The organism is Sporichthyaceae bacterium (genome assembly GCA_036493475.1).
GTDB lineage: Bacteria > Actinomycetota > Actinomycetes > Sporichthyales > Sporichthyaceae > DASQPJ01.
In genome coordinates this window covers 48023-60688 of the sequence record DASXPS010000194.1, presented here as the reverse complement: position 1 = coordinate 60688, position 12666 = coordinate 48023, and the positions used below count along the sequence as shown (strand labels likewise).

Sequence of the window (12666 nt, the reverse complement as noted above, 5' to 3'; positions counted from 1 at the left end):
CACCACGACCTGCACCGCCACGCCCAGCTCCACCGCCACCTTGTGCGCAGCGCGGGCCTGCTCCACGGTGCGCGGGAAGCCGTCCAGGATGTAACCGCCGTCCGCATTGGCGGCCAGGATCGGCTTGCGCAGCAGATCCATCACGATGCCGTCCGGGACCAGGTCCCCGCTGGTCAGGTAGGAGCTGATCTGCCGGCCGATGGCGGTCTGTTCGGCGACGTGCTTGCGTAGCAGGTCGCCGGAGGAGATGTGCACCAGGCCGAAATGTTCGGCCATGCGGACGGCCTGGGTGCCCTTGCCTGCGCCCGGCGCACCGATCATCAGCACCCGCACGGCTCGCCTCCCTGGTCCGGTGGTCGCGCACCCACCGTAACCGCCCGGCCGCGCCACTACGGGCAGCGGGCGTCGTCGAGCCGGATCGCCGCCGGGCGAACCAGGGGTTGGTTCAGCACCATGGGCGCGAGGTGATCGCCGGCCGGTTCGGTCAGGTGCAGGACGACGGTGCGGGTGCTGCCCCGGGGTAGCTCGACGTCGACCACGAACACCGGGTGACTGCGCTGAGTGCCGATGCCGGCCACCCACGGCTTGCCGTCCAGGGTCACCGTGTTCATCAGCGCCCCGTTGGTGGCGAAGTAGCTGACCGTCAGCCGATTGTCGCCGGGGCGGACGGGATAGGAGTGGGGGTCGCTGCGGTTGGTCACGTAGGCCGGCAACCCCGCCGGGGCGTTGTTGGTCAGCGTGATCGACACGGTGACCGAGCGCTGCGCGCCGCAGCCGGCGCGTTGCCAGCGGATGGCCCGATCGAGGTAGTAGTCGAGTTTGTTGCCGGCCTCGTTCACGATCGACACGCCCACGAACGGTGCCCGGGTGATCGGCAGGGCGCCGGACACGGATGTTTGCTCCAGGCGGCGCTGCAGCGCGGTGTCGGCGCTCCACACCAGTAGTCGACGTTCATCGATCGCTCGGCGCAGCCCCCGGATCAGCTCCCCCGGATTTGCCTCGCTGCTCATGATGCGGCTGCTGACCACTTGTTCGATCTGGGCGAGGTAGTCGCGCCGACCGTTGTTCGGCGGACCGGGGTACCTCACGTAGGCCTGCTGCTCGGTCAGCGCGACGATGTTGTCGGCCGTCACCGTGGAGCCGTCGGGCAGCGGTACGGGACCGGTGGCGCGCAGCAGGTAACCCAGCACGACCGGATCGAGCGCGATGACCCCGTCCACCTTCTCGCCGAAGCGCTGCTGCCACAGCGAGGTGAGGATAGCCGCGCCGTAGGGGAAGTGCGGGCTGAGGTTGGCGTCCTGGTAGATCCGCTGGGTGACCTGCTGCGGATAGAGCCCGTTGTAGTCGGGACCGAACCGGACATCCGCGGTGACGCCCGACAGCGACCCCTCGCCGGCAAACCGGTCGAGGGTGATGCGACCGTCGTGCACCCGCGCCAACGCGAATGCGCCGGGCATCCCGCCGGTACCCCGGGCCTCGGCGTTGTTCTGGAAGGTGAGCAGGTAGGACTTGTTCTCCCCGAGCAGCGCCGGCACCAGGTCCGCGGCCTGTTGGGCGGCCCGCAGATCTCCGGCGGCCGGGCTGAGCTGACGGAGCAACAGATCCCTGGCGGAATCCACCGAGGACAGCCACGTGTGCCGGGGCAGCGCCGAGATCTCGGCCAGGGCGTCATCGAGTGCAGTCCCGGCCCGGGCCAGGTTCGGCGCCGCGGTCGAGACCCGGTCCACCGCGATGCGCCCCTGCGCGTCCCGCAGCGTCTTCGGGTCCAACTGATCCGCGGCCGTCACCAACGCCGGCACCGCGTCGTCGCCAACGATGTTCAACGCCGCCGTCATACCGCGCACGCTGCGGAACGGATCGCCGACCACCGGAATGGCCGCCATGCCCGACCAGATCGGCCCGCGGGTCAACAGGTGGGCGCGCCCGAGCCGGGAACGTAGGTCGGCGGCCCGCGGCTGCGTATCGGAGAGGTCAGCGCTGTGCACCCCGCTGCGCATCGCCACCAGATCGCCGCGGGCATGGGTGAGGTCGGCTCGGGCGAGCAGTGCCGTGACGCCCAACCAGCCGATGGCGAGGACAGTCAGCGTTGGGCAGGCGATCAGCAGCCACCGGCGCCGCAGGCGACGTCGGATGCCGGCCCGGGCCGGATCGGCCGATCCCTGGTTCATGTCCGCCCTTCAGGCGCTGTCCGTCCAGCTTGCGGGACGGGCGTCGCAGCGAGTCCGAGGTTGGGCCCTTCAGGTGATCCGACACGTCGTGCAAGGGCGGCAAAACCGCGTCCTGGCAGGGCGAATGTGGAGCGCATGGGCAGCCAATGAGGAATGCCCATAGGCCGAGGGACCCCCGCCTCCTACCGTCGATCACATCGCGGGAGAAGGTCTTGTCCTGCGCCGGGGCGGAGGTAGGAACATGGCCGGATTTGTGCGGACGGCGTTAGGTGTCGCCGTCAGTTGCACCGCGTTGGTGGGTATGGGTGCCGGCACGGCATTCGCCGCACCGTACGACGCTACGGCAATGCAATTTCTGAGCACCGAAACGCCGCAGCCCGGTGACACGGTCACCGACACGCTGAGCGGTTGGGGCTCGGGTGAGACCATCACCGTGTTCTTCTTCTCCAGCCCGCAGCGACTCTTCACCGTCATCGCCGACGTGAGCGGTTCGGCGAGCCGCGATTTTGTGGTGCCGGCGGACGCGTGCGGCGACCACACGGTCGTTGCCAAGGGTTCCCTCGGCGAGCGGGTGGTCACCTCGATTACCGTCGCCGGCGAATGCCACAACAACCATCACGACGGCGCGGGACGGTCGCGGCGCGACAGCGACTGCGAGGACTGGCGCGACCCGGGGTACTGGATCAAGAACTGTGACACCCCGGACGACGGCTGGGACTCCGGCTTCGACGCGGCTTACTCCGCTCCGCTGCCCGCACAACATTCGTCGAACAAGACGATGGCCGGCGTGGTCGGGCTGGGTCTGCTGACTCCGGCGTTGCTCAGTGGCGGTCTGCTGATCGCCCGCCGTCGCGGTCGCTGAACCGCGGCCGGGCACCTCAGCGCGGTTGCAGCACCAACCAGGCAACCAGGCCGTGGTGATCGCTGCCGGGGGCACGGAAGGTGGCGGTGCGGGTGGCCCCGAGCTGACGGCTGATCAGAATGTGGTCCAGCGGCAGCACGGGCGGCAGGAAGGTCCACCAGTTCCAGGTCGGGGTGAAGCCCGAGCCGGCGTACTCCGGTGCGTCCCGCCAGCGGTTGCCCAGCAGCGCGCGGAAGGCCTGTTGGTCGCGACCGGCGTTGAAATCGCCCAGCATGATGGACGGCGTGGCGGGGTCCAGGGCGTGCGCCCTGGCGGTCACCTGTCGGTAGTCGCGCCGGTAGGCCGCGGCGCTGGACCGGCCGGTGCGGAACGGGTGCATGACGCGGACGACGACGTCCTGGCCGGCGACGCGAACGGTGGCGCCGGGCATGTGGTGCACGCCGTCCCAGTCGGGTCCGCGGCTCAACGGCCACCGGGACCACAAGCCGGACCCGTGCGCACGATCGCCCGGGCTGAGCACCTGATAGGGCAACATCGCGTTCAACCCCCCCGCCGCCAGCCGCGACACGGCCTCCGGGGTCAGTTCCTCCAAGGCCAGCAGGTCCACCCTGTCGGCGCGCACCCGGTCGATGATCTTGCTCGGCGCGGCCAACCCGTAGCGCATGTTCAGCGTCATCGCGACGATCTTCTGCCCGCTGCGTGGCGGCGGGTTGGAGATCCACAGGGGCGCCAACCACAGGGCGTTGACCAGCAGCACCACGCCTCCACACAGCGCGGTGCCGCGGTTGCCCAGCAGCGCCGCGAGCAGAGTGAGCACGACCAGCACCGGTATCAGCAGCGGCACCAGGACGGTGAGCATCACCGCCCACGGCGCTCCGTGGTCGCCGACCAACCGCACCACGCTGGGTACGGCCGCGGCGGCCAGCACCCAGGGCACCACCGTGCGCAGGGATCGAATCCCGGCACCGAGCCGGGCCCGCATCTCGTTCATCCGCGCCGCGGCGGCCAGGGCAGGAACGGCGAGGTGCGCGCGACGTAGGAATCGAAGCCGGGGCGACCCGCCATCCGCCGCTCGGTCAACGCTGCACCGCTGCCCTTGGTCAGGAACAGCGTCATGACGATCGGCGAGAGCACGGTGAACACGCCGGGCCGCGTCTCCGCCGCCACCAGCCAGATCCCCCACCACACGCAGGCATCGCCGAAGTAGTTCGGGTGGCGGGTGTAGCGCCAAAGCCCGCGGTCCATGACCGTGCCCTTGTTGGCCGGGTCGGCCTTGAACGCCTGCAGCTGCCAGTCCCCGACGGCCTCGAAGAAGATCCCGACGGCCCACAGCAACAGACCGAGCGCGGCGATCCAGCCGAGGCCGTTCTCGTGCGCCGTGACGCCGAACCCGTTGGAGCGCACGCCGAACGGGAGCTGGATACGCACCCCGATATTGAAGGACCGGTAGTACTGCGCCACCTGCACCGGCAACGAGATGAACAACACCAACAGACCCTGCAGGCCGTAGATCATCCGCAGTGCGTACCCGGTGCGCTGCTGCTCGGGCACCGTGGCCAACATCGCCGCGTACCGCGGGTCCTCGCCGTGCCCGGCGTTGCGTCGGCCGATGTGCCAGGCCAGCCGGGCGCCCCAGAGCACCACCATCGCGGTGATCAGTCGGCGCCGATCGGTGTTGCCCGCGTCCCCGGACACCGCCAGGCTCACCAGCGCGACGACGACGAAGCCCAATCCCCAGGCCACATCGACGACGCTGTGCTTGCCCAGCCGCCGCGCCACCGCGAAGGTAGCGCCCAGCAGTACCACCACGGCCGCGGCGCACGCCGCCAACCCGACGGCGAAACGGCTGCCGTCGAACGAGTGCATGCCCTCAGCGTGCCCCGGGCAGGTCGCGTCGAACGGGAGGCATGCCGGACACGCCGGCCGCGGAGCGCTTCACGCACAGGATCTGGTCGACACCCATGCGGCCTTCCTCGAACACCAGCGCGCCGCCCACCAGGTACAACCGCCACACCCGGGCGACCTGTTCGCCGACCAGGTCGACGACGGCCTCCCAGTTCTTCTCCAGCGTCTCCAGCCAGGCCCGCACCGTCCACACGTAGTGCTCCCGCATGGCGTGCACGTCGCGGACCTCCAGGCCCGCGTCCTCCAGCAGCCCGACGGTCTCCCCCACCGGGCGCATGTGCATGTCCGGCGCGATGTAGCTGGAGATGAACGCCCCGCCGCCGGGCCGGTCGCGCCGCGACATCTGCTGGACGAGCACCCGTCCGCCCTCGCGCACCGCGCGGTGCAGCACGGCGGCGAACGTCGGGTAGTTCTGCGCACCCACGTGCTCGCCCATCTCGATCGAGGTGACCGCGTCGAATCCCCCATACTCAGAAAGCACTGCCGGGATCTCGCGGTAGTCCTGCAACCGGATCTCCACCTGCCCGGTCAGCCCGCGCTCGGCGACCCGGGCCAACACGAAGTCCTGCTGCTCGCGGGACAGCGTCACCCCGACCACCCGGGCGCCGTAACACTGCGCGGCGTGCAGGGCGAGCGCTCCCCAGCCGCAACCGATGTCCAGCAGTCGGTCGCCCGGCGCCAGGCCGAGCTTGCCGCAGATCAGGTCGAGCTTGTCCCGCTGTGCGTCGGCCAGGGTGTAGCCGGGGTCGTCGGAGGCGAAATACGCGCAGGAGTAGGCCATGTGCTCGTCGAGCAGCAGCGCGTAGAACTCGTTGGACAGGTCGTAGTGATGGGAGATCGCGGCGCGATCGCGCAGCCGGGAGTGCAACACACCGGTCAGCTTCGCCTGCGACGCGGGTGCCACCGGGCGCGGTCCGATGGCGCCCAGCCGAGCCGCCGTGCCTGCCATTCCGGCAATCTGACGTGGACTCAGCTTCGGTTTGTTCAGCCCGCGGTCGCGGATCGCAGCCCAGAGCAGTTGGAAGCCCTCGGCGAGGTCACCCTCGACGTCGATCTCGCCGGTGATGTAGGCCTGTGCGAGCCCGAGTTCGCCGGGCTGCCAGAGCAGCCGCCGCAAGGCGCGCCGCGAGCGCACCACGACCGCGGGTGCGTGGGCCGGACCGACCTCGCTCCCATCCCAAGCGCGGATCCGGGTCGGCAACGGGCCGGCGAACAGCGGCTCGAGCAGCGCCGCGAGTCGTCCCGCCACGCCACCCCACGCCATCACCTCTCCCCCTCGGCCAGAACGAATTGATACACGTCCAGATACCGGGAACGGAAGCCTGCCTCGGAATAGGACAGGTAGAAGTCCCACACCCGGCGGAAGGTCTCGTCGAAGCCCAACGCCGTGACCTGCGCAGCCCGGGAGTTGAACGTCTCCCGCCACAGCCGCAGCGTTTCTGCGTAGTGCAGTCCGAATCCATGTCGGTCCACCACGTGCAACCCGGCCTCGGCTGCCGAATGCTCCACCGAGGTCACCGAAGGGATGAGCCCGCCGGGAAAGACGTACTTGTGGATCCAGGTATAGGTGTCTCGGGAGGGGAGCATGCGGTCGTGCGGCATGGTGATGGCCTGCAGCCCCACCCGGCCACCGGGCGCCAGGGTGCGGTGCAGGGTCGCGAAGTACGCGGGCCAGAACTCGAACCCGACCGCCTCGATCATCTCCACCGACACCACCGCGTCGTAGGTGCCTTTTACCGCGCGGTAGTCGCACAGATCCACCGACACCCGGTCGGCCAGGCCGGCGGCGGCGATTCGGCGCAGGGCCAGCGTTCGCTGTTCCTCCGACAGGGTGATCGAGCGCACGATGGCCCCCCGCGCGGCTGCGCGCAGGGCGAGTTCGCCCCAGCCGGTGCCGATCTCCAACACCAGGTGGCCCGCGCGGACCCCGGTGGCGTCCAGCAGTCGGTCGATCTTGTGCCGCTGCGCGGCGGCCAGGTCCGCGGGTCGGGCCGCGGCGGCCAGTTCGATCGAGCCGTCGCCGGGGCCGAACAGCGCCGCGGAGTAGGTCAGCGTCTCGTCGAGGAACAACATGAACAGGTCGTTGGACAGGTCGTAGTGCCGCGCGATGTTGTGCCGCGCGTTGGTTTCGGTGCCGCGGTCAGCCAGCGGATGCCGGTGCACCGCGATGTCACGCAACCGCTGCAGGGGCGGCGGGATCAGCGTGGCCATCCGTCGGCAGAACACGGTGAGCACCGCGGACAGGTCGTCCGCTGTCCAGTCCCCGGCCAGATACGCCTCGCCGAACCCGATCAGCCCGCTGTGGCCCAGCCGCCGGTAGAACGCGTCGGGCCGAACCAGCTCCATCACGGGGGTTAGCGATCCGCCGCCGCCGATGTTGCGGCCGTCGGGAAGCCTTACCCGAAAGGGCAAACGTGCTACCTGACGGGTAAACAGTTCTCGCGCAATGCGCGCCCGCAACCCGCCGGGTGGCACCGTTGCCACGTCCGGCCAGCGCACCGGGTCCACCGCCACGGGTGGGGCGAGTGACCGATAATCAGTCAGACTCATTGGACCTCCGGTTGTGCGTCGTGCTCCGGGCGCGGAACGACCGGCAGCCGCCGCGCCCACAACCTGATGCCCTGGTAACGGATCTGCACGGCCACGGTGAGCGTGGCCAGCGGTACCCGCAGCGCGGCGCGCAGCAACGTGGCGGTGCCGGCCGAGCGCCGCCGGCCGCGCACGGTGGCCACAAACGGTCGGTCGACGCCGCGACGAAGTTCCACCGAGATCGCCAACCGGTCGCCGGGTGCCGGCAGCCGCATCACGTACTGCCCGTCCACCGGGTAGAACGGCGAGACGTAGAACTTCTTGGGAAACTCCGCGCGCCCGGCGGCGTCCGGGCGGAGCAGGTAACAGTGCCGCTCGCCGTAGGTGTTGTGCACCTCGGCGATCACGCACCGCAGGCTGCCGTCCGGGGCGTGGCACCAGAACACCGACAGCGGGTTGAACACGTGCCCGCACACCCGGGCGTTGGCCAGCATCAGTACCCGACCGCCGTGCAGGTCGACGCCATTGGCCGCCAGATAAGCGTCCACGTTCGCCCGCAGCGTGCGATCCGGGCGGCCCAGGTGATCCGCGGCCCGGAACTCGGCCAGCCGCCACAGCGGCCGCGGTGGGCACGGCAGCTGGTCCAGGTCGACCAGCCAGCTGTAGCTGCGGTAGCGGAACGCATTGCGCAGCGGCGTCTGCCGCGCATGCGCGACCACCGTGTCGTAGATCGCCGCCCCACCCCAGCGCCCGCATTTCCTCCCCGAAAGCGCAGAAGCGCGCGGGGTACCCGTGAGTACGACGTACGCTTCTGCGCTTTCGGCGCAGGGTTGCGTCACCAGATCACCCCCAACCGGGCTGCGGCGCGCACGCCGGAGGCGGCGCCGTCCTCGTGGAAGCCCCAGCCGTGGTACGCCCCGGCGAACACCACCCGGTCGTCGTCGAGCTCCGGCAGCCGGGCCTGCGCGGCCACCGACGCGGGCGTGTAGATCGGGTGCTCGTAGACCATCCGCGCGATCACCCGGTCGTCCTCGATCGTCGGATCGTTCAGGCTGACCAGGTAGGACGTCGGCCCGGGCAGCGCCTGCAGACGGTTCATGTCATAGGTGACCAGCACCGCATCCACGCCATCGGCGCAGCCGGTCAACCGATAATTCCAGGAAGCGCGAGCCCACGGCCGGCGCGGCAGTGGCGACGGGTCGGTGTGCAGCACGGTGTGGTTCACCGAGTACGGGATGGCGCCGAGCACCGCGGTCTCCAGCGCCGTCGGGGCGGCCAGCAGATGCAGTGCCTGGTCCGGGTGGGTGGCGACCACCACCGCGTCGTAGTCGGCGACGGTGTCCGCGTCATCGCGCAGCTGCACGCCCCCGGCGGTGCGGCTCAACGCGCGGATCGGGGTGGCGGTGTGCACGGCGGTGAGGTCCTTGCCGATCGCCGTGACGTAGCTCCGCGAACCGCCGACCACGGTGCGCCACGGCGGCGAACCGGTGACCGTCAACATGCCGTGGTGATCCAGGAAGCGGAACAGGTACCGCGCCGGGTACTGCATGGCGGTGCCCGGCGCGCACGACCAGACCGCGGCCACCATCGGCGCCAGGAAGTGCGATACAAAATAGTCCGACCAGCCCTGCGTGGACACGAACTGACTCAGCGTCGGTTCCACAGTGGCGGGCGGCGTGCGCAGCAACGCGCGGGCGGCCCGATGAAACTGCGGCACCTCGGTGAGCAGGCGCAGGTAGGCGCCTCGACGCAGGTTCTGCGCAGCGGGGAACAGGCCGCGCAGCCCGCGCGCACCGGCGTACTCCAGCCCGCAGCCGTCGCAGCGCACCGACATGGACATGTCCGACGGCGCGGTCGCCACACCCAGCGCGGCGAACAGCCGCAGCAGGGTGGGGTAAGTGCATTCGTTGTGCACGATGAAGCCGCTGTCGACGGCGAGCGGGGCGCCGGTGGCCCGAGCCACGTCGTGGGTGTGCGCGTGCCCGCCGAGCCGGTCATCGGCCTCGTACAGCGTGACGTCCGCGGCGCTCTGCAGCACCCAGGCGGCGGACAGGCCGGAGATACCCGAACCGACCACCGCGATCCGACGACGATTGGCGCTGCGCATGAGCCCTTCCTGAACGGCGGTCGGTCTGTCAGTCGGGGTTCGGTGCAACCACGGGATCGGCTTGCCCGTGCAGGCAGTCCAGGCCGGCCACAAAATCCAGGATCACCCGACGCCACCGGTGCCGGGCGCGCAGCATGAAGTGCCCGACGTCCGGGATCGGCACCCAGACCGCCGGTGTGCCCGCCGCCGCCGCGGCCACGACGTAGGCCCGGGAGGCCACCGGATCGGTCCATCGGTCGTCGGTGCCGTGCACGACGAGCAACGGACGCGGCCCGAGCGCCGGGCGCGGCTCACCCGCGGGCAGCCACGGCGCCAGGCCCAACACGGCGCACACCGCGGGGTCATCGGCCACCCGCAGCGCGGTGCGCCCGCCCATGGAGTGCCCGATCAGCACGACGGGGACGTCGCCGTGTTCGACGCGGCTCCGGTTCAGTGCCCAGCGCGCGTCGGCCACCGGGGAGGCTTCGGCCCCGTTCCACCCGCGCAGCCGGTAGCGCAGGGACCACACCGCGATGCCGTTGCGGCGTTCCGCGCGGTGTACCCGGGCGGCGAAGAACCGCAGCCGAACCGCGGACAGGTGCCAGGCCCGGGCCGCCGCTCGACTCTCCGCCTTGCCGCCGGGCAGCATCAGCACCACGCCGCGGGTCCGCCCGGCCGCCCGCCGCACGTGCAACGCCGGCCCCGCCCCGATCCTCACGCCGTTAGTTCGGAGCCGAGGGCGTTATGGGCTGGGATCAGGCGTTGAGGCGTTGAACGTGCCAGACGGTGGCCAGCGTGCCGGCGGCGACGGCGGCCAGCGAGATGCTGCCGGTGAGAATCTCGACCGGTACCAGGTAGGGCGGCAGGTGCAGTACCCGCACCAGGTTCAGCCCGTGCACCGCACCGACCAGGCCGGCGCCGGCGATCGCCGCCCAGGCCAACCGGGCGCCCACGCTCGCGGGCGGCACTCGGGCCACCACCGGGGCACGGCGGTAGGTGGACGCCAGCGCGATCCCGATCACGACCAGTCCGAAAATGCTGCAGCCGACCTGGGCCACGGTCCACATGGAAAAACCGAGGTGGCGCTCCCGCAACAGGGCGCTGTGCTGCACGAACCAGCCGCCCTGGTGGGTGAACCCGTCCCAGAGGACGTGGGTCGCCGACCCCACCGCCAGCGCGGCCGGAAGCAGGAAGAAATCGCGCGGTCGACGCAGCCGAGCACGCGCGCCGATCGGAATGGCTCCCCACCGAGCGCGCACCCCCTGCGGGGCGGCGGCCAGGGCCGGACCGGACAACACCACGTGCCAGAGCAGCCACAGGGCCAACCCCAGTGCCACGTCCACGGTGAACACCCCCGTGGAGGAATGCGTGCCCCCGATGTGCGGCGCGAACGGCGCCGGGATGTAGCCGGGCGAATCCGGTGCCATCGATCCGATTACCAACGCCGATGCGGGCAGAGGCGTGCCAATCAGCGGTAGAACGGCCGCGGGATGACTCGCGGTGAATGGCATGCAACGGTCCGTTTCGCCGGCCCCCCGGCGGTTTCACCGTAAGGACCGGTTCTGGGTCGTCCCACACCGGATAGGCCAAGTTCTGCCCACGTTGTACGCGAAAATCTGGATCTTCACCGCGGTGGTGGATCTTCCCCGAATGCCTTCCCGTGCGGCTCCGCACACACCCTGTGACGGCACGATCACCCGGGGTGAGACGCATTCGGACATAGCGGAAATTCGGTCGCCAACTAGACAATTCGCCTATTCCGCATTTCGCGACCAGAATGCCAATATTTGATCTCGGCTGGTCAAAAAAATTTGCCATTTCAGGCCGTGAAATTTCGCCATCTCCCGCGTACACGCGCGAACCCTGCAACCCTTCTGGTTGAGTCAGAAGAAGTCCCGGCCGGCACCCGCCCGCCGGCCCAGGCCAGACCTGTCCGTGCCCGTGCTGATAAGGATCAGTGACCATGACCATGAACCCGAGCGCATCGACCTTCGACACCGCGATGCGCGGCTACGAGCGGACCGCGGTCGACTCCAAGGTGGCCGCGCTGGCCGCGGAGCAGGCGGCTTTCGAGCGTCGCGCCGCCGAGCTGGAGCGCGAGATCAACCGCATGCGCGGCGCGATGACCCGCGGCGAGAGCGCCCCCTACTACGTGACCCTCTCGCGCAAGCTCGAGGGCATCCTGCGGGAGGCCGACGAGGACGGTCGTCGCGCGTGCGACGAGGCCGCCGCCATGGCCCAGCGCGACCGTGACGCCGCCCAGGCCGAGTGCGAGGCCGGCTACGCGCGGATGGACGCGGAGGCGCAGCGCGCCGAGGCGACCGCCCGCGAGGCGATGGAGCGGATGATGGACGAGGCTCGTCGCGAGTCGGAGATGATCCGCCACCAGGGCGCCGAGAAGGCCTCGCAGACCGCGGCCGGTGCCGCCGAGGTTGTGGAATCCGCCCGCGCCCGGGGCGCGCAGCTGGCCACCGAGGTCGAGACCAAGATGACCGCGCAGCGTGAGCAGTTCGAGCGCGACGTGGTGACCCGTCAGGAGAGTGCGGAGCGTCGCCTGCAGGAGACCGCGCAGCTGGCCGCCCAGCTGAAGACCGAGTCGATCACCATCACCGAGGACTCGCAGCGCGCTGCCCAGGCGCTGATCGAGGCCGCGCGTGCGGCGGCCGTCGAGCTGGTCAGCGAGACCTGTGCCCGCGCCGAGAAGCTGCAGATGGAGGCGGAGCGTGAGGTGGCTGCGCTGACCCACCGTCGGGACAGCATCAACGCCCAGCTCCACGGTGTCCGCGAGACGCTGGCGAGCCTGTCCGGGGCGGCCAACATGGCTGCGCTGGGCCACGCCAACGGCAACTAGTACCTCCTAACGCCCGAAGGGGCGGCACCCGATACGGGTGCCGCCCCTTCGTCTTGTCGGTAAAACTCGATCTTCGACGGACATATGCGTCGATGTCGTAATAGCAACCCGTTAGCCCGGGAGAACAATGAGAATATGGCGTGGATCCGGTATGGCCACGTCAAGACGACGTTTATTCCACCTTCAGCCAAGCCCAGGATCTTCACCCTCGGATTGAACACAGCGCGCAGCGGCGGACGCGCATACCCCTGGGGAGGAGATCGGA

12 protein-coding genes are annotated in these 12666 nt (G+C 70.1%); 2 read left to right on the top strand and 10 right to left on the bottom strand.

Annotated features, from left to right (window positions below; genetic code table 11):
• A partial coding sequence (locus VGJ14_18930; protein HEY2834502.1) for a nucleoside monophosphate kinase occupies nt 1-333 on the bottom strand: 333 nt, incomplete at its 3' end.
• 56 nt (nt 334-389) lie between these two features.
• Nucleotides 390-2168: a DUF4012 domain-containing protein gene (locus VGJ14_18925; protein HEY2834501.1), complete on the bottom strand. Its 1779-nt coding sequence runs from the start codon at nt 2166-2168 to the stop codon at nt 390-392.
• Nucleotides 2169-2514: 346 nt separating this feature from the next.
• On the opposite strand from VGJ14_18925, the gene VGJ14_18920 reads away from it, so the two are divergent.
• Nucleotides 2515-3030, top strand: coding sequence for a hypothetical protein (locus VGJ14_18920; GenBank protein HEY2834500.1), 516 nt, complete (start codon nt 2515-2517; stop codon nt 3028-3030).
• A gap of 16 nt (nt 3031-3046) precedes the next feature.
• Here VGJ14_18920 and VGJ14_18915 read toward each other — a convergent pair whose 3' ends face one another.
• The 8 genes from VGJ14_18915 to VGJ14_18880 all read right to left on the bottom strand — a co-directional run bounded on the left by VGJ14_18915 (nt 3047) and on the right by VGJ14_18880 (nt 11061).
• Nucleotides 3047-4021 carry an endonuclease/exonuclease/phosphatase family protein gene (locus VGJ14_18915; protein ID HEY2834499.1) on the bottom strand — a complete coding sequence of 325 codons (975 nt, stop codon included), beginning with the start codon at nt 4019-4021 and terminating at the stop codon, nt 3047-3049.
• Entirely contained in the window at nt 4018-4896 is an 879-nt protein-coding gene (locus tag VGJ14_18910; protein ID HEY2834498.1) for a DUF1295 domain-containing protein, read from the bottom strand. The genes VGJ14_18915 and VGJ14_18910 overlap by 4 nt, the downstream gene beginning before the upstream one ends.
• Before the next feature lie 4 nt (nt 4897-4900).
• Nucleotides 4901-6199 carry a cyclopropane-fatty-acyl-phospholipid synthase family protein gene (locus VGJ14_18905; GenBank protein ID HEY2834497.1) on the bottom strand — a complete coding sequence of 433 codons (1299 nt, stop codon included), beginning with the start codon at nt 6197-6199 and terminating at the stop codon, nt 4901-4903.
• Entirely contained in the window at nt 6199-7281 is a 1083-nt protein-coding gene (locus tag VGJ14_18900) for a class I SAM-dependent methyltransferase (protein ID HEY2834496.1), read from the bottom strand. The genes VGJ14_18905 and VGJ14_18900 overlap by 1 nt, the downstream gene beginning before the upstream one ends.
• Nucleotides 7282-7481: 200 nt before the next feature.
• A complete protein-coding gene (locus VGJ14_18895) occupies nt 7482-8183 on the bottom strand; it encodes a DUF1365 domain-containing protein (protein HEY2834495.1) in 702 nt (233 codons plus the stop codon).
• Between the two features lie 116 nt (nt 8184-8299).
• Nucleotides 8300-9571, bottom strand: coding sequence for an FAD-dependent oxidoreductase (locus VGJ14_18890; GenBank protein HEY2834494.1), 1272 nt, complete (start codon nt 9569-9571; stop codon nt 8300-8302).
• 28 nt (nt 9572-9599) lie between these two features.
• Nucleotides 9600-10268 carry an alpha/beta fold hydrolase gene (locus VGJ14_18885; protein ID HEY2834493.1) on the bottom strand — a complete coding sequence of 223 codons (669 nt, stop codon included), beginning with the start codon at nt 10266-10268 and terminating at the stop codon, nt 9600-9602.
• Nucleotides 10269-10305: 37 nt separating this feature from the next.
• A complete protein-coding gene (locus tag VGJ14_18880) occupies nt 10306-11061 on the bottom strand; it encodes a DUF4184 family protein (protein HEY2834492.1) in 756 nt (251 codons plus the stop codon).
• Nucleotides 11062-11513: 452 nt separating this feature from the next.
• On the opposite strand from VGJ14_18880, the gene VGJ14_18875 reads away from it, so the two are divergent.
• Nucleotides 11514-12401 carry a cellulose-binding protein gene (locus tag VGJ14_18875; GenBank protein HEY2834491.1) on the top strand — a complete coding sequence of 296 codons (888 nt, stop codon included), beginning with the start codon at nt 11514-11516 and terminating at the stop codon, nt 12399-12401.
• The last annotated feature ends 265 nt before the right edge of the window (nt 12402-12666 follow it).

What these genes read in the sequence shown, in the direction of transcription:
- VGJ14_18925 (HEY2834501.1), bottom strand. Translation starts at nt 2,168, where the DNA reads ATGAACCAGGGATCGGCCGATCCGGCCCGGGCCGGCATCCGACGTCGC.
- VGJ14_18920 (HEY2834500.1), top strand. Translation starts at nt 2,515, where the DNA reads ATGCAATTTCTGAGCACCGAAACGCCGCAGCCCGGTGACACGGTCACC.
- VGJ14_18915 (HEY2834499.1), bottom strand. Translation starts at nt 4,021, where the DNA reads ATGAACGAGATGCGGGCCCGGCTCGGTGCCGGGATTCGATCCCTGCGC.
- VGJ14_18910 (HEY2834498.1), bottom strand. Translation starts at nt 4,896, where the DNA reads ATGCACTCGTTCGACGGCAGCCGTTTCGCCGTCGGGTTGGCGGCGTGC.
- VGJ14_18905 (HEY2834497.1), bottom strand. Translation starts at nt 6,199, where the DNA reads ATGGCGTGGGGTGGCGTGGCGGGACGACTCGCGGCGCTGCTCGAGCCG.
- VGJ14_18900 (HEY2834496.1), bottom strand. Translation starts at nt 7,281, where the DNA reads ATGGAGCTGGTTCGGCCCGACGCGTTCTACCGGCGGCTGGGCCACAGC.
- VGJ14_18890 (HEY2834494.1), bottom strand. Translation starts at nt 9,571, where the DNA reads ATGCGCAGCGCCAATCGTCGTCGGATCGCGGTGGTCGGTTCGGGTATC.
- VGJ14_18880 (HEY2834492.1), bottom strand. Translation starts at nt 11,061, where the DNA reads ATGCCATTCACCGCGAGTCATCCCGCGGCCGTTCTACCGCTGATTGGC.
- VGJ14_18875 (HEY2834491.1), top strand. Translation starts at nt 11,514, where the DNA reads ATGACCATGAACCCGAGCGCATCGACCTTCGACACCGCGATGCGCGGC.